This is a genomic window from Paenisporosarcina sp. HGH0030 (assembly GCF_000411295.1).
In the GTDB taxonomy this organism is placed as follows: Bacteria; Bacillota; Bacilli; order Bacillales_A; family Planococcaceae; genus Paenisporosarcina.
Window position 1 is genome coordinate 51,967 of record NZ_KE150424.1, and the last position, 16,800, is coordinate 68,766.

Annotated in this window: 17 protein-coding genes; 11 read left to right on the top strand and 6 right to left on the bottom strand. The window is 42.5% G+C overall.

What is annotated here, in order from left to right; genetic code table 11:
• Positions 1–15 precede the first annotated feature (15 nt).
• Positions 16–600: a hypothetical protein gene (locus HMPREF1210_RS16460; RefSeq protein WP_016429833.1), complete on the top strand. Its 585-nt coding sequence runs from the start codon at positions 16–18 to the stop codon at positions 598–600.
• A 101-nt stretch (positions 601–701) separates the two neighbouring features.
• On the opposite strand, the gene HMPREF1210_RS18165 is transcribed toward HMPREF1210_RS16460, so the two are convergent.
• Both HMPREF1210_RS18165 and HMPREF1210_RS16465 read right to left on the bottom strand, forming a co-directional pair.
• The gene (locus HMPREF1210_RS18165) at positions 702–872 is read right to left on the bottom strand and encodes a hypothetical protein (protein ID WP_016429834.1); all 171 of its coding nucleotides are present in this window, start codon (positions 870–872) and stop codon (positions 702–704) included.
• A gap of 100 nt (positions 873–972) precedes the next feature.
• Entirely contained in the window at positions 973–2,004 is a 1,032-nt protein-coding gene (locus HMPREF1210_RS16465) for a serine hydrolase (protein WP_016429835.1), read from the bottom strand.
• A 245-nt stretch (positions 2,005–2,249) separates the two neighbouring features.
• Between HMPREF1210_RS16465 and HMPREF1210_RS16470 the strand changes: the two genes are divergently transcribed.
• On the top strand, positions 2,250–2,951 hold the full coding sequence (locus HMPREF1210_RS16470) for a TIGR02206 family membrane protein (protein WP_016429836.1): 702 nt from the start codon (positions 2,250–2,252) through the stop codon (positions 2,949–2,951).
• Positions 2,952–3,074: 123 nt separating this feature from the next.
• Here HMPREF1210_RS16470 and HMPREF1210_RS16475 read toward each other — a convergent pair whose 3' ends face one another.
• Positions 3,075–3,452, bottom strand: a complete 378-nt coding sequence (locus HMPREF1210_RS16475) for a YkvA family protein (protein ID WP_016429837.1) — start codon at positions 3,450–3,452, stop codon at positions 3,075–3,077.
• 132 nt (positions 3,453–3,584) lie between these two features.
• Here HMPREF1210_RS16475 and HMPREF1210_RS16480 point away from each other — a divergent pair, with 132 nt between their 5' ends.
• Together HMPREF1210_RS16480 and HMPREF1210_RS16485 are read left to right on the top strand one after the other, a co-directional pair.
• Positions 3,585–4,028 (top strand): MarR family winged helix-turn-helix transcriptional regulator, encoded by a 444-nt coding sequence (locus tag HMPREF1210_RS16480; protein ID WP_016429838.1) that lies wholly within the window; start codon positions 3,585–3,587, stop codon positions 4,026–4,028.
• A 3-nt stretch (positions 4,029–4,031) separates the two neighbouring features.
• Positions 4,032–6,632, top strand: coding sequence for an MMPL family transporter (locus tag HMPREF1210_RS16485; RefSeq protein ID WP_016429839.1), 2,601 nt, complete (start codon positions 4,032–4,034; stop codon positions 6,630–6,632).
• 352 nt (positions 6,633–6,984) lie between these two features.
• Here the strand turns inward: HMPREF1210_RS16485 and HMPREF1210_RS16490 are convergent, their stop codons facing one another.
• Positions 6,985–7,356: a hypothetical protein gene (locus HMPREF1210_RS16490; RefSeq protein ID WP_016429840.1), complete on the bottom strand. Its 372-nt coding sequence runs from the start codon at positions 7,354–7,356 to the stop codon at positions 6,985–6,987.
• A gap of 152 nt (positions 7,357–7,508) precedes the next feature.
• On the opposite strand from HMPREF1210_RS16490, the gene HMPREF1210_RS16495 reads away from it, so the two are divergent.
• From HMPREF1210_RS16495 to HMPREF1210_RS16505, 3 genes are all read left to right on the top strand, one after another.
• Positions 7,509–8,459 carry a hypothetical protein gene (locus tag HMPREF1210_RS16495; RefSeq protein WP_016429841.1) on the top strand — a complete coding sequence of 317 codons (951 nt, stop codon included), beginning with the start codon at positions 7,509–7,511 and terminating at the stop codon, positions 8,457–8,459.
• Between the two features lie 65 nt (positions 8,460–8,524).
• Positions 8,525–9,025, top strand: coding sequence for a DinB family protein (locus HMPREF1210_RS16500; RefSeq protein WP_016429842.1), 501 nt, complete (start codon positions 8,525–8,527; stop codon positions 9,023–9,025).
• A gap of 152 nt (positions 9,026–9,177) precedes the next feature.
• Positions 9,178–9,513 carry a L,D-transpeptidase gene (locus HMPREF1210_RS16505; protein WP_016429843.1) on the top strand — a complete coding sequence of 112 codons (336 nt, stop codon included), beginning with the start codon at positions 9,178–9,180 and terminating at the stop codon, positions 9,511–9,513.
• Between the two features lie 61 nt (positions 9,514–9,574).
• On the opposite strand, the gene HMPREF1210_RS16510 is transcribed toward HMPREF1210_RS16505, so the two are convergent.
• A complete protein-coding gene (locus HMPREF1210_RS16510; protein WP_016429844.1) occupies positions 9,575–10,621 on the bottom strand; it encodes a DUF4097 family beta strand repeat-containing protein in 1,047 nt (348 codons plus the stop codon).
• The gene (locus tag HMPREF1210_RS16515) at positions 10,596–10,937 is read right to left on the bottom strand and encodes a PadR family transcriptional regulator (protein WP_016429845.1); all 342 of its coding nucleotides are present in this window, start codon (positions 10,935–10,937) and stop codon (positions 10,596–10,598) included. Before HMPREF1210_RS16515 ends, HMPREF1210_RS16510 begins: the two co-directional genes overlap by 26 nt.
• A gap of 1,429 nt (positions 10,938–12,366) precedes the next feature.
• On the opposite strand from HMPREF1210_RS16515, the gene HMPREF1210_RS18695 reads away from it, so the two are divergent.
• The 4 genes from HMPREF1210_RS18695 (at position 12,367) to HMPREF1210_RS16535 (ending at position 16,799) form a co-directional block, all read left to right on the top strand.
• The gene (locus tag HMPREF1210_RS18695; protein ID WP_369758251.1) at positions 12,367–12,660 is read left to right on the top strand and encodes a helix-turn-helix domain-containing protein; all 294 of its coding nucleotides are present in this window, start codon (positions 12,367–12,369) and stop codon (positions 12,658–12,660) included.
• 255 nt (positions 12,661–12,915) lie between these two features.
• Positions 12,916–14,589 (top strand): urocanate hydratase, encoded by a 1,674-nt coding sequence (gene hutU / locus HMPREF1210_RS16525; RefSeq protein ID WP_016429847.1) that lies wholly within the window; start codon positions 12,916–12,918, stop codon positions 14,587–14,589.
• Entirely contained in the window at positions 14,586–15,839 is a 1,254-nt protein-coding gene (gene hutI / locus HMPREF1210_RS16530; RefSeq protein WP_016429848.1) for an imidazolonepropionase, read from the top strand. Before hutU ends, hutI begins: the two co-directional genes overlap by 4 nt.
• Positions 15,840–16,799, top strand: coding sequence for an agmatinase family protein (locus HMPREF1210_RS16535; RefSeq protein ID WP_016429849.1), 960 nt, complete (start codon positions 15,840–15,842; stop codon positions 16,797–16,799). It abuts the gene before it with no gap.
• Position 16,800 lies beyond the last annotated feature (1 nt).

Sequence of the window (16,800 nt, forward strand, 5' to 3'; positions counted from 1 at the left end):
GTAAGGAGACGGACCATGAGGAAAAAAATTCTTGTGACAATGATGTTAAGTGTCGTCTTTAGTTTGTTCAGCTTGTCCATCGTTCCGAAAACCAGTTACGCATGTTCCTGTGCTCAGCCTCCATCAGTAGAAGATGAGTTGGAACGCTCACAAGCCGTTTTTTCAGGTAAAGTATTGGAAGTGAAAGAACAAAAAAACTTTAAGGGGTATGTGAAGAAAAGAGTATTAATTGAGGTATCAGAAACCTGGAAAGGCGTATCTGAGTCTCAAGTAATTATTACCACGGGAAGTGGTGGGGGTGATTGCGGCTATGAATTCCAGGTGGGTCAGGAATATTTAGTGTATGTCACTGAGTCTACGATGTATGGAAATAAAGCAGAGCTCGTAACGGTCATCTGTGATCGAACAACAGGGTTAAGTGCTGCACAGGAAGACTTGACCGTTCTCGGAGAAGGAAAAGAACCGACTGAACAAGTGGATTTAGTTGCAGAACAAGCGGGGATTGATGTTGCCGAATCGAATGCAATGATTGCTGTTATTATTGCTGTCGGCATTGTTCTTTTAAGTTGCATCGTTTGGAAGAGGTTTAAGAAACGGTAATTCAACAAGAACCTCGTGAAAATCATATGCATATTAAAATGATGGAAATTTTTCTATGCTTTATTTTTGATAGATGAAAAAAAGGGTTTTTGACCACAACGTCAAAAACTCTTTTCCTTTTTCAACTGTATATCTTTTAACAGCGAGATGATTGCCTTGTTTTGTTCAACCTGCACGTCCGTATTGTTTTTAATGAGTCTAATCCATCGGACGACGAGGGCTCCAATGACAAGTAGGAATCCATACATAACCAACCACTCCAAATTATCCATTAGTCTACCTCCATCACTTAATTATGCAATCCCTAAAAAGTGTTCCAAAAAAGATCGGAAGTCATTATTCATATTGGTTCACCTCATGTTTTATCTTTATCTAGCGGTTGGTCACTTTTGTCCATTCGTCTTCAATGGCCGCCATGATTTTATACGCACCAGACGACTTATTTGAACAAACCACAACAATGCGGGAATCATCCGGGTAGTATGCCGAGTGAAAACTTACGCCTGGGTCATAGCCCATAACATGATACTTGGATACGGTCTCGTCTTTTTTATTAATCCAAATCCCATAACCATAGTAGCTGCCTTCTTTTACTTGAACATGTGCCGTAAGCAGGCGATCAGTCATTTCCTTGCTAAGGATTTGATGATTCATAAGAGATTCCCAGAGAAGAGACATATCGGTAACGGTGACATAGGCGCCGCCATCCGACCCACCTTTTGCTGGCAGTGAGTACATATTTGTTTTCCATGTTCCGTCTGAATGATCGATGTATCCCCATGCCGTTCTCTCAGGTAGAGAGTCAAAAGAAAAGTAGCCCGAATCGACCATCTCAGCTTTTTTGAAAATGTGTTCTTCCACATAGTCAGTGAAGGGAAGTCCACTTGCCTGTTCCACAATCAACCCTAGCAAAATATAGCCGGAGTTGTTATAACTGAAACCCTCACCTGGTGGATTTTTCATTGGTTCATTTTGGAAAAGAGGAAGGAAATCCTTCAAGGTCCTGATATGGTACATTGGCGTTTTGATCCACAATTCCTCAAAATCATCCATGACTTCTTCGTCAAAATAATCAGGAACGCCCGATGTGTGGGTAAGCAAGTGATGGACAGTGACATTGTCATCAAAATGAGGAAACTTTACATCCAGACAGTCTTTCAATTTGGAGTCGAAGGAAAGTTTTTTCTCCTCCACGAGTTTGCAGATGGCGATCGCGGTGAAGAGTTTGCATCCTGAAGCAATTCCATACCTGGTTCCAGACTGATTGTTTATTGCTTCTGCCCGATTGGCATATCCAAAGCTACGATCAATAAGAGCATTCTCGCTTTCTTTTACCAAAACGGTTCCAGAAAAATCATTTTCGCTTTGAAGGGAAACAATTCGATCCATAATCGTGTTTTTCATGTGAGATTCCTCCATTTCTTTAACTACCATTTACATTAAATTCTTGCTAGTCCGCCCTCCTTAATCGAAAGGGAACGATCCATATTTGCCAAGTTTCGTAAAGCAAATGATGTATCTATTTATTATTCGCCAACCACCTAGTCTCTTCCTTTTTCTTTAAGAGAATCTAACTAAAACGAGGATTTCGAGGAATGGAAACGAATAGGTATGTATAGATGGAAAGAAAAATGAAATGAGGAAACGCAATGTTGGAACAAGAGGGACCTGCATTTGTTATGTTTTCGACGGCACATCAGATCGTAATTGTGGGATTGGTTCTATTAATTGTTTTGTTATTTGCTTTCAAAAATAGATGGACGCTTCAACCTCGCAAAGCGCAACAAATCGAACGTCTTTTTGCCCTGTCCTTACTGGGCATGGATATCGCGTTTTATATTTGGCTCTTTCAAACCGGAAGATGGAACTTGAGTAGTTCGTTGCCACTCGAATTGTGTAGCATTAGTTTAGTGTTGACCATCGTCCTGCTGTGGACCGGAAATAAGCATGTCTATGATTTTGTTTTCTATGCAGGAATAGGCGGTGCACTTCAAGCAATTGCAACACCAGTATTGGATTTAAGCTTCCCGCATTTCAGGTACTTCCACTTCTTTTTCACGCATGCGGGAATTGTCCTTGTAGCGCTATATTTTACATGGGTGAAAGGGTGCCGCCCTACTTTTAAAGGAATCCTCAAAACGATGCTCGCATTGAACGTATTGCTGCCAATCGTGTTTGTCATCAATGTTTTAGTTAACGGAAACTATATGTTTTTACGGACAAAACCAGTGAACGGAAGTCTGCTTGATTACCTGGGACCATATCCATGGTACATCGTATCTCTTGAATTGGTGGCTTTCTTCATTTTCGTATGTTTATGGTTGGTTTTCAGAAAAAGGCGTTCAGGATAGGGGGAACTATTATTAAAAGCAAAAGAACAGGGACGCAATCGTCACGTGGTCAAGAATGGTGAGCGATCATCTGTTTATGCATAAGCCGAATCTCCTCGATGTTGTTGAGGAGATTTTTTATGTTCATTTGTAGATGAAAACAAAAGTACCCCACACTAACACAGCAAACCAAATCATGAGGATAATCACCGCAGCAAACCAATTTTTGGGTTTGTCTGATTGCAACTGTTCTTCAGCTAATTTAGTGCTGTCCTGAATGACGATTTGAGGAAGCATTTTCAGTGCAAAATAAATGCCGACGGGTACAATCAATACATCATCGACATATCCGAGAATCGGTATGAAGTCGGGAATCAAATCAATTGGGCTAAATGCATAAGCGACGACTGCGACAGTAAATACTTTCACAGGCAAAGAAACACGTGTGTCTTTTGTTGCGAAGTATAGCGTATAAAGAGATTTCTTCATGAAACGTGCCCATTCCTTCAATTTTCTCCACATAGGTTGAATCCTCCTTTCTACAATACTTGTTTTTTTCATCATATACCCCGCTCCAATTTGTCACAAGACCATCATTGACTTTGCATAGTTTACCCCCTAAACTACTATTATTGGTTTAGGGGGTAAACTATTATGGATGAAAGAATAAAAGAAGCGGTATCACTCTTTGAAGAGGTACTCATATATGGGACTGAACGCGTCATTCGAAGTGTGGATGAACCGATATGGAAAGAATATTCACCTGAACAAATTCAAGTATTGAAACTGATTTACAAAGAAGGGGAAATAACATCAAGTCGACTCGCCATTTTGCAAGGCGTACATAAAAGCGCCATATCCAATCGTATAAAAAAACTGATGGAAAAAGAGTTGATTGACACAAAGCCTTCAGGCGATAAGCGAGAGAAGATTCTGGTGCTGACGAATTTAGGAGAAGATGTCATCAACGAATCAGACCGAGTATTGCATGAATATATTGGAAAATTGATGTCCAATCAAGTGGATGATCGGGAAATTGACCAATTTTTAGTGACGTTCCGCAAGTTAAGAGAAATTTTGAAAATGAATGGAGTCTGACGAATGAAAACGATATTAAAATGGAAATGGCCGATCACCATCGGTTTGCTCGCCATCACGATTCTCTTATTTATCATCGCCCCAAATTTGACGAAACAAGCGGAAGAAGCGGGCTCAATCCAGCTGTCTGGAGATGCGTCGTCACAACAAGCCGCCAAAATGTTGGCGGATGCAGGCGAAAGTGACCAAACGATTTCCGTTGTTGTGGAACTTGATAAAGCACTGAGGGATGTCGACCGTGAACAATTGGGAAATATGGCGAAGAAAATCTCAGCACTTTCAAAAACGGTGACCAGTGTCTTAAATCCCGTTGAAAGTGATGAGCTCGAGAGTCAACTCGTTTCGGAAGATAAAAAAACAGTACTCATTCCCATTACAGTGGATGGGCCAGATGAAGAAGTTAATGATGTTGCACAAGAAATTCGCGATTCAATCATTCCGTCAGACATGACAGCTTACGTGACAGGCGAAGCCATCATCAACAATGATGTTAATAAAAGTGCGCAAGAAGGCTTAAAGCGGACAGAGATTATTACAGTTGTGTTGATTTTTGGTTTGTTGCTTGCTGTTTTCCGTTCGATTGTCACGCCATTCATTCCTTTGGTGGCAGTGGGTCTTACGTATTTATTGAGCCAATCACTTGTGGCATTTTTCATCGATTGGTTTGGTTTCCCGGTTTCTAACTATACCCAGATTTTCTTGGTGGCGATATTGTTCGGGATTGGAACGGACTACTGTATTTTACTGCTGAGCCGTTACAAGGAAGAATTATCTGCAGGTCACTCGGTAGAAGAAGCCATTGTAAACACCTACAAAACTGCCGGCCGTACGTTACTAATCAGTGGTCTTGCTGTATTTATCGGGTTCTTCGCGATCGGTTTTGCGGATTTCCCAATATTTAAATCGGCAGTTGCCGTTGCGGTAGGGATAGCTGTTCTATTGCTCGTATTGTTTACGATTGTGCCAGTGTTTATGTTGGTATTGAAAGAAAAACTATTCTGGCCTTCGAAAAAATCGGCAGCGCACCACGACAGCGGCTTATGGGGATGGATGAGCAAGCTTTCCGTCAATCGCCCCGTTCTATCTATGCTGGTTGTCGCAATTATGACGGTTCCTTTGTTGCTGACATACGATAACTCCTTGTCATTTAACACAGTGGATGAAATCGGCAGTAACTATGAATCGGTTAAAGGCTTACGCGCCATAGAAAATGGCTTTGGCAAAGGGGACTCGTTGCCAGTTCAAGTCATTATTGAATCGGATGAGAAGCTAGCAAACGAAGAAATGATTCCGTATGTGGAGAGTTTAAGTCAACGCTTTGAACAAATCGAAGGTTTTGAGAAGATTAGAACAGTCACCCGACCTACTGGGGAAATAATCGAAGACTTATATGTCGATCATCAACTTGGTTTGATGGCGGATGGATTAACGGAAGCTCGCGAAGGACTCACTGAAATTGGAGCGGGTCTTGAGCAAATTCAAAGCGGATTGGCTGGAGCTGGCAATAGTGGTGGACTTGGAGAAGTTGCGGCAGGACTTGGTCAGCTAAACGACCAGTTGGCACTGACAACACAAGGGTTACAACAGACCGGTAATGTGCAACAAACAGTCGGTGCTTTGACGGCCATCAGTGGTCAACTTGGTCAAATTCAGCAAGGCCTTGCCGGAGCAAGTGGCGGCGGTAAAGGATTATCTAAGGTAACTGAGGGGCTTGCAGCTTCCAATAAGGCTCTAACACAAATTGCAGACGGACTTACGGAAGTCAGCGACATGATGAAGGCGATGAGTGAAAGTGATAGTGTGCGTGATACTGGACTGTATATTCCTGCAGGTACACTTGAAAGTGAAGAATTTTCTCAAGTATTGAACCGATATACATTCGCTGATGGCAAAGGGATAAAAATGGAAGTAGTCCTTTCGGATGACCCATATTCTCCTGAAGCCATTAAAACTGTGCAACGATTGAAAGACGCGGTGGCATCCGAAGTAAAGGGAACGCCGTTTGAAGATGCAAGCATTGCCTTTGGTGGCATATCGAGCGTAAATAGTGATTTAGCCGATATCTCTTCGAGCGATTTTTCAAGCACTGTCATGATTATGTTGATTAGTTTGTTTGTCGTCTTATCGATCTTATTCCGTTCCATGATCATGCCATTGTTCATGATCGGTTCGTTATTACTGACGTACTTTACGTCAATTGCCATTGCTGAACTGATTTTCGAGAATCTACTTGGATATGACGGCATCAGCTGGGCTGTTCCATTCTTCGGTTTCGTTATGCTGATTGCACTTGGCGTCGATTATTCCATTTTCCTTCTCGACCGGTTCCGAGAAGAGGTGGAAAGTGGTTTGTCTGTTCGAGAAGCTATGCGTGTTTCGATGGCCAAAATGGGAACGGTCATCATCACGGCAGCTATTATATTAGCAGGTACATTTGGTGCCATGATGCCTTCAGGGGTTCTGAGCCTGATGCAAATCGCGTCCATCGTGGTTATTGGATTATTGCTGTACGGTTTGATTGTCTTGCCATTACTCATACCGGCCATTACCGTATCGTTTGATCGTGGTGTATGGTGGCCGTTCGGCATTAAAAAGAAAAAATAGTTGTAAGAAAAGCCCTTCGAATTATTCTCGAAGGGCTTTTTGATTTACTATGGTATTGTTTATCGTACATTTGCTCGAGCCGCATGTTCCGCATGAGCCAACAAGTATGAAAACCAAATACTTGTGTGTCTCACGCTTCAAAAGTGCTGCTCCTGCGGTTACTCGTCGCAAAGAATCGGTCCAAATCAAAACCTTTGGCCCGCTTCTTTCCTGCGGAATAATGGGCAGGCAAGACCCCGCAACGAGGACAAAGGAGCGAAGGCTAAGAACGCCACCTCGTGTGGCAACGCCTTCGTGACCAACATCCTGTTGGCCCGAGCCGATTCATTTCTCTATTTAAAAGAGAATAAATTTACAACCCAATCGGCAATTGAAAGAGCAGGAAATTGCTTGTCCATTGTTGACTTCCAATGAATACTTTTTCATTGTTCTTTTCAAACATATAGCTAGAGCCGTACTGTTCGACAAATTCCCATCCATTCTTTTTCATTCGCTGCTTGAGGGAATTAAGTGCCACATCGAGGGAATCATCCGTTACAAGCCAAACATAGCCGTCTTGCTGTGCCACTTTAGAAAGCGGCAATTCCGATGAGACAGCAAGTTTTGCGACTTCCTGCTTGGTTTTATTAGAAAATGGAAGCTCGGGATAATGAAATTTAGTTGACAGAGCAGCATATACCGCAAGAAGGAACAGTATGACAAACAGAAGTATCCACTTTTTCATCTCAAAACCCATCCCATCCATCACGAAATTAATAGTTACTTATTAGACTCTAAAACCCACTCAAAAGTTCCAACATTTCACTAAATTACCAAACAAATTAACTGAAACTTCATCTCTGGAATTTCGTATAGTAGCTAAGGGAGTGATGGGCTATGTGGTCAACGTTTCAACAAAGACAATCGGAGCTAAAACTATTAATCAATGAACAAGAACGCTTGCAAAAGAAATTAGCTTCTCTTCAAACTGAAATCCTGGAACACACACATAAACGAAATGAACTCGAAAGTAAGCTGACAAAAGAACAACGGGATGTCGCAAAATTGGATGAGTTTTCATTTTCCAACGTGATGAGAAAGTGGAAAGGGTCGCAGGAAGATGTCCGTGATCAAGAAATGGCTGAAGCAGCTTCAATAGAATTGAAGTGGAACGAAGCGGTGAAGGTGGTTCGAGACCTGGAAGTAGAATCAGCTAACATTCGTCAAGCATTAGCAGATGTACAGTTCCAAGACCTTCATGCGAACTGGCAACGGTTAATGATTGAAAAAGAGCGATGGTTGCGAGTCAATTCCCCGCAAGATAAAGCGGTGATGGAAGAACTGTATGACCGGAAAACAGTTGTCCAAACGATGCTTCGTGAAATCGAAGAAGCACGGGATGCAGGAAGTAGAGCAAATGTACTTTTATCCAAAGCAATCAGTCAGCTCGAATCTGCACACAACTATTCAACATGGGATACGTTTTTGGGTGGCGGAATGATTGTGACTGCGATGAAGCATAGTGTAATCGATGACTCAGAAGATACGATTCATAAAGCACAAATGGCTCTCCATCGCTTCAGAACGGAAGTCAAAGATGTGCAGGCACTTGAAGCCAATTCTTTTATCGTGGAACGCGGAGAGTTTATCAAAATGGCCGATTACTTTTTTGATGATATTTTCAGTGAGTGGACCATTCATTCACGAATATCCAAATCTCAAGGGAACTTGCAAAATACGGTAAAAGAAATCATGAAAGTCATGCACTCATTAGCCGGCAATAAGCACGTATTGGATGCTGAACTCGTTGACATTGAAGAGAGAAGAAAACAATTAATCGAAGCGTAAGGAAGGGATTTTGTCTATTGTCACGAAAGATACTTAAGAGAAAAGAAATCTTAAGGAGGTAAATTATGTATCATACAATTGATGAGTTTTTAACTGAATGGACTTACGAAAGTGACTCTACCCAACAAATACTGGACTTGTTTAACGATGATTCGTTAGGAACAAGAGTCAAAGAAGGAGAACGTTCGTTAGGTTTCCTTGCTTGGCATACAATCGTTTCTATCAATGAAATGATGTCACGTGTCGGACTGGAGTTTGAAGCACCACATCACGATGCATCAATGCCGGAATCAGCAGCAGAAATTGCTGCTGGATACAAACAGGCAAACATGGCATTCAAGGAAGCCATTCGTTCACAATGGACGGATGTCAATCTTTCTGAAGAACACGACATGTATGGAGAAATGTGGACGAATGCTACTACACTGAACGTTATCGTTAAGCACCAAATCCACCACCGCGGCCAAATGACAATGTTGATGCGCCTGGCAGGACTGCCGATGATCGGAGTGTATGGTCCATCCCGTGAAGAATGGACATCCTATGGGGGCGACGTTCCAAAATAAGGTAAACAAAAGCAACTTCGAAAATGGAGTTGCTTTTTTGTATGCGAAAATCGATGTTCGCCTCATCTATTGAATGACTTTCCAACCTAACGTGGTCATAACCACTTGGCATGCCATATACCTAAAGTAAGTCAATTTTGGGAGATGGAATTATGGTGGTTTGGATTGATGTAAATGTAAGTAAACGCCAGCTGAAACTTTACGATGCCAGTAGATTGCTGAAAACATATCCGATAGCAGTCGGGAAAATGTTAACACCTACACCAAGAGGAAATTATATTGTTGTGAACAAAGAGTATGACCCAGGTGGCCCATATGGGGTGTTATGGATGGGTTTATCTAAACCACATTACGGAATACACGGCACAAATAATCCCTCGTCCATTGGCAAGAAAGTTTCGCACGGGTGTATTCGGATGTATAACGATGACGTAACGGAGCTTTCATCCTTCGTGCCAATCGGAACAAATGTCTATATACATGCTTGAAGAAGAACAAAAAAAGCCCTCACAAGGGGCTTTTTTGATGTCTATATATGTTTGATGGAAATTAAACGGGTACGTTTGCTTCTTTCTTAAAGACAGTTATTTTTCCGTTATCCGTAGAAAGTTGAACCGTATTCGTGCCACTTCCGAAAGTCGTGCGGGAATTCTTCTCCCCAAACACATCAATTTTTCCATGGTCAACCCTTGCACGAATCGAAACGTCTGTCGGATTATTTTCAGTCGCAACCGAAATGCTGCCATTGTCCGTTTCCAAATCAATCATGCGGTCAAGGCTCGTTGTTAAAAGTGAAATCCGTCCGTTATCCGTTCTTCCGGTAATATTTCCATTCACATATTCCATGATGATGCGTCCGTTATCTGTTTCTGTGTGAACCTGTTCGGCATCGACATTCCGCATTTCAATTCTGCCATTGTCCGTCTCGGTAGTTAGTTTGTCGACTTGAACGTTATCGATTGCTATACGGCCATTATCTGTTTCAACGTCCAGAACCATTGCTGCAATTTCTTTTATTTCAATGCTTCCGTTGTCAGAAGTTACTTTCACTGTTTTTCCAAGAACTTTTATCGCTACAATGCCTCCATTATCTGTCTTCATGGAAATAGCTGTATATAGTTTTTGGGGGAGAGCCACATTGACCTTTACGCCTTTGAAGATCTGAAGAAATCCAAAGAATGCAAATTTAGGGGCTTTTAGGTCAATCGATAGTGTGTCTCCAATAACGTCTGCTGTTAATGCTAATTTTTCATGCGCGTTTACTAGCTCAATGATGGTGACATCTGAATCAGATGGATATACATGTAAAGAGCCAATTTTGATGTTCATGGCAACTTTTGTGAAGTTATCATTCGTTATATGAATCTTTTTCGTGTCTGTATTTGAATCAATTTTCTCGGGTACATAATTGGCAAGAAGCTCTTCAGCAATTTCTTTTGGAGAGCCAAGGGACGCGGCAATTTCGCTATCTGATTTACCATCAACACGTCCATCCGTAAAATACTCTTTAATATCCTGGAAAATATCGTTTCTTTCATCGGAAGGAAGTTTAGTCAAAGCCATTTCAAGTTCATTTAGAAATTGTTGTTCCGTCATCTTTTACACTCTCCTCAATCAAAGTATTCACGCCGTTTGTGAAGCTTTTCCATTCATTTAACTGTTCCTGTAAATACGTTCTGCCTAAATCGGTCAGTTTGTAATATTTACGGGAAGGACCTTCTGTAGACTCTTGTAAATAAGTAGTGAAATAACCTTCCTTGGTCAGACGTCGCAATAACGGATATACAGATCCCTCGGAAATTAAGATTTGGTCCGAGATTTTTTGTACAAGTTCATATCCATATCGATCTTTTTGATCCAATAACACAAGGACGCAAAGATTAAGTACGCCTTTCTTGAATTGAATATTCACCTTAAACCCTCTCCTTCCACTACTAGACAATATGCAGTACTGTTAAGAACAATATATCATGCAGTATTATTCTATGCAAGGTACTGAAAAATAATTTTTTTTTTTGAAAGGGACTGCTGTGATCTTTGAGATTTTTTAAAAGTTCTTGCTTATGAAGAGTACAGACATGACAATGTACGTATATTCTTTACCTGTACCTAAAGTGTTTACGAGTACTTTTTATAGATGGTTGTGCGAATGATAGGTAATGGAAGAAGGGGTTTTCTTTATGCATGTATACGTTCTGACGAAGGACTCACTAGAAGCACAAGGAATAAAATGGATGATTTCTTCGCAGTTGCGAGATGTTTTTGTGGAGTTGGGGGACTCAGTCACAACTCTACAAAAAGATATGGTTTCCAGGGAATTTGATTTTTATATTATTGATATGGACTTATGGTCTGCCTCGGAAGAAAGTATCCTGCCTTCAGGAGCGAGGTGGCTAGGGGTATCCTCAGATCGAACGTTTCAAACTGCATACCGTGCACTTAAACATAAAGCGGAAGATTTATTGTTCCGTCCTTTCCAGCCCGAACATCTGATTAAGCATATCCAGCAAACGCGTTTTCGTGTGCGCAACGAAAAGAAAGGGATTCCTCAACTGGATGCATATCAAGAATCGAATTTTACATATGAAGATTTATTGTTGGCGAAAACGTACCCAAGGACTTCTGTACTCTTAAGTGCAATTGTTCCTGCGAGTCGGGAAGAGGGAACGCAATTGGTGAAATCGCTGGAAGAGTTCGCATTCCCCTCGCATTTTGAACTATTTCCGTTTACCGATTTTATTGTTGTTGTACACCGACTTCCTGAACTTGAAAGCATGCAGGAAGCCTATCTGGCGTTTTATGCGTCTTGGAAACGCCAATCCAATACACTATTGTCTATCTACTTATACGAATCACCTGGCGACCAAGATATTCGTTCACTTTATCAAAAAATGCGTCGCTTCCAAGAACGTGTTTTTTATGATGGCTATGATATTTTATCCGTTGAAGCTGAAGACTTATCGTGGTGTGAAATGGATCCGTTTTTGTCTCCCATAGAGCAACGCATGTGGATTGAAATGCTAGGAAAACAGGACGTTAAAGCAATTCGTCAATGGTTGGAGCAAGATTTTCTAACCCTTGAAGCACCTTACCCGGATCCTGAAATGGTGCGAATCCGTTTGACTAGTGTTCTTGCGCAAATCAGAAGATATATGTCGGCCAATTCGATTCAAAATCCCCCCCTTGAAAAACAGTACCATCGACTATTTCAAGACATCATTCGCGAGCCGGTTATGTATCACATCATTCAAAGCTTTGGTGACTTCACAGCGGATTTGATGAAAGTAACAAGTTTAGTGGAATCAGGGACGTCTAATTTCTCAGATAGAGTAAGAATGATGATGGAATCAAATTATTGGGATTCGAATTGGAACTTGGCGGCTTGTGCAGATGCTTTGCAAATGAATAAAAGCACATTAAGTCGAAGGTTTTCGAAAAGTACAGGCAAGAATTTCAGGGAAACGCTACAAGAAATTCGCCTTGGAGAAGCAAAACGATTATTAAAAGAAACAAACGCAACTTTAGAAGAAGTATCGAGATTGGCGGGTTTCACACATCAATCTTATTTCAATGCGAAGTTCAGAGCATCAACTGGGAAAACCCCAACCCAGTATCGATTTAATTGGGGAAGATGAATCGAGTTTTTCGATTATAAATTAGTTTCTCTGGTTATATCATTAGTTGTCTATTTGGAGAAAAAAGTATTTTACAAGGCCGATTATCCAATCGGTCTTTTTTGTATGTAAAAATGATTGAAACGGGAATAAATTATAAAAATCTTTTCAAATCAAAGAAATAATTCAATAAAACATAAATAATAAACTAAATTATAAATAAATTATCAGAACTTTCACGATACAATGAAACTATTAATAAGGGGGCGAATGAAAATGAAAGCGAATACAACTGAACGAGTTATCCAATATAGAGGAACAGAATTGAACACGAAAGGCTGGCAACAAGAAGCCGCACTTCGTATGTTAAACAACAATTTACACCCAGATGTGGCAGAGCATCCTGAAGATTTAGTGGTATACGGAGGAATCGGTAAAGCTGCGCGTAACTGGGAAAGTTACGACGCTATTGTGCGCTCATTAAAAGAGTTGGAGAACGATGAAACCTTGCTGGTTCAATCCGGAAAACCGGTAGCGATTTTCAAAACTCATACAGATGCACCACGTGTGTTGATTGCCAATTCGAATATTGTGCCAGCGTACGCAAACTGGGAAACGTTCCATGAGCTAGATAAAAAAGGCTTGATGATGTACGGACAAATGACAGCAGGTAGCTGGATTTATATCGGATCACAAGGGATTGTCCAAGGAACATATGAAACATTTGCTGAACTGGCAAAACAACATTTCGGAGAATCGTTGAAAGGTACCATTACATTGACAGCTGGTCTTGGTGGAATGGGCGGTGCTCAACCATTAGCAGTAACAATGGCTGGCGGAGTTTGTATCGGTATTGAAGTAGACGAGACGCGTATCGATCGACGTATTGAAACGCGCTATACTGACGTAAAAACAGATTCGTTGGACGAAGCAATCCGTTTAGCGGAAGAGGCAAAAGCGGAAGGAAAAGCGTTATCGATTGGGTTGCTTGGCAATGCCGCAGACGTCTTACCGGAAATGATCGCACGTGGCTTTATTCCGGATGTGTTAACGGATCAAACTTCTGCACATGATCCATTGAACGGCTATATCCCATCAAAAATGTCATTGGAAGAAGCAGCGAAGCTTCGTTCAGAAAACCCGACGGAGTACGTCAAGCTTTCTAAAGCATCGATGGCGAAGCATGTTTCTTCAATGGTAGAGATGATGGACAAAGGCGCCATTACATTTGATTACGGCAACAACATCCGTCAAGTGGCAAAAGACGAAGGGGTTGAACGTGCGTTTGACTTCCCAGGATTCGTTCCAGCTTACATTCGACCACAGTTCTGTGAAGGTAAAGGGCCATTCCGTTGGGTAGCACTTTCTGGTGACCCGGAAGATATTCGCAAAACAGACGAAGTGATTTTACGCGAATTTAGCTACAACAAGCATTTATGTAACTGGATTAAAATGGCTCAGGAGAAAATTCAGTTCCAAGGCCTTCCTTCACGCATTTGTTGGTTGGGTTATGGCGAACGTGCACGTTTCGGGAAAATCATTAACGATATGGTAGCAAGCGGCGAATTGAGTGCGCCAATCGTTATCGGACGTGACCATTTGGACTCAGGATCAGTAGCTTCACCGAATCGTGAAACCGAAGCAATGAAAGATGGCTCGGACGTTGTTGCGGATTGGCCGATTTTGAACGCGATGGTCAATGCAGTGGGCGGCGCGACATGGGTATCCGTTCACCATGGCGGCGGTGTAGGCATGGGCTATTCCATTCATGCCGGAATGGTCATTTTAGCGGACGGTACAAAAGAAGCAGAAGTTCGTCTGGAACGTGTATTAACAACTGATCCAGGAATGGGTATCGTCCGTCACGTTGATGCAGGCTATGATTTGGCGATTGAGACTGCGCGTGAAAAAGGCGTCAACATTCCGATGCTAAAGGGGTCTGAAGCATGATTCCGGTTTGGATAAAAAATGCAGCACAACTTGTAACGGTAGCCGGTGAAAACGGCCCCCGAGTTCGGGAAGGAATGTCTGACCTCGGGTTGATCGCAGATGGCAGTGTGTGGATGGAAAATGGAAAAGTAGTGGCGGTGGGCACGACGTCTGAGCTTGAAGCTTTATATGGCACACGTGCCCATGAAGCGGATATTATCGATGCAACAGGGCGTTTGGTGACACCGGGTCTGGTCGATCCGCATACGCACATAGCATATGGAGGAAGCCGTGAACGTGAATTCGAAATGCGTCTCGAAGGTGCAACGTACATGGAAATCATGAATGCTGGTGGCGGTATTCATGCGACAACACGTATGACACGAGATGCGTCAGAAGACGAACTGGTGGAACAAACAACGCGCCGCCTAGACTCGTTCCTTGAGCATGGCGTGACAACCGTGGAAGGCAAAAGTGGCTATGGACTAGATTTGGAAACAGAATTGAAACAACTGAGAGTGATGAAACGATTGAATGAAAGTCATCCGATTGACTTGGTTCCAACGTTTATGGGCGCTCATGCAGTCCCTCAGGAATATAAAGGACAAGAAGACGAGTACATCGATCTTTTGGTAAATGACATGTTGCCGAAAGTTGCGGAAGAAAAATTAGCTGTTTTTAACGATGTTTTTTGTGAAGTCGGAGTATTCACACCGGAACAGTCCGAACGAATTTTAGAAGCAGGCAAAAAACTCGGCTTGATTCCCAAAATTCATGCTGATGAAATTGAGTCTTACGGTGGCGCGGAACTGGCTGCCAAAGTTGGTGCAATTTCAGCGGAACATCTATTGAAAGCATCTGATGAAGGTGTGCGTTTAATGGCTGAAGCAGGCGTCATTGCCTGTCTTTTGCCAGCGACCGCTCTGTATTTACGTGAAGAAGCAGCAAAAGGCCGTGCGATGATTGATGCAGGTGTAGCCGTAGCCATCTCAACAGACTGCAATCCTGGTTCGTCACCAACGACTTCGATGCCTTTGGTCATGAATTTGGCCTGCATCTCTATGCGTCTAACTCCTGCGGAAGCATTGGTTGCCGCAACGATGAACGCTGCGTGTGCCATTGGCATGCAAGAGAATGTCGGTTCATTGGAAGCGGGCAAACAAGCGGATGTCGTAATGTGGAATGTATCCAATTACCAGGAGCTGCAATATCTTTTCGGCGTGAATCACGTTGGTTCGGTGTGGAAAAAAGGTGTACAGGTGGTGGGTTAAATGAAACATTTACAACCGCCTGAATGGTCATGGCGCGATGCTTCCGGAGATTTCGTACATCAGTGGGTAAAACCGCTTGCTGAACAGTCTCCGGACATGGTGATTTATGGCGCGCCCATTTCCCGCTCTTCAATCAGTGTTTCCGGCGCTTCCTTATATCCAATGGAATTCCGCAAATTGTGGAAAGGGTTCTCCACGTATAACTTAGATGAGGACATGGATTTATCTAGCTACATCGTTCGTGATGCGGGAGATGTCGTTATGCATACGACCGATATTTTAATGTCACATGAACACATTGAAGACGCTACATATGAATTAGTCCGCACATTTGATCGATCGACCACATGTTTAATTGGTGGCGATCATTCTGTAACTGCATGTGCGGTAAGAGGTCTTAAGAAGGCCTACCCAGACGAGCGGATTGGCATTTTACAACTAGATACACATCTAGATGTGCGCGACCCGGCCGATTTGGGACCTGCAAATGGCACACCCATTCGTCAACTGATTGATGGGGGCACTGTCTACGGGGAAGATGTCGTCAATATTGGTCTTCACGGGTACTTCAATGCAGCACCATTGGTGGCTTATGCGAAGGAACACGGTATTCGAATGATTACTTTACGTAAAGCACGTGAGCTAGGGGTGGCTCAGTGCGTCGAAGAACAATTAAAGGAATTAGCACAACGAGTGGACCGCGTATACGTAACTGTCGATATGGATGTGTTGGACATTGCAGTCGCACCGGGTGTTCCCGCTTCTACACCAGGAGGCATGACGGCGGAAGAGTTATTCCAAAGTTTAGTGCGGATCGGCCAACAGGATGCGGTTCGACATATCGATTTTGTCTGTCTGGATCCAACACGAGATGTACCGACAAGTGCCACGGTCAAAACAGGAGTGTATGCATGGTTGGAATTTATCACGGGGAGAGTTCTATCACAAAGGGGGATTTAAT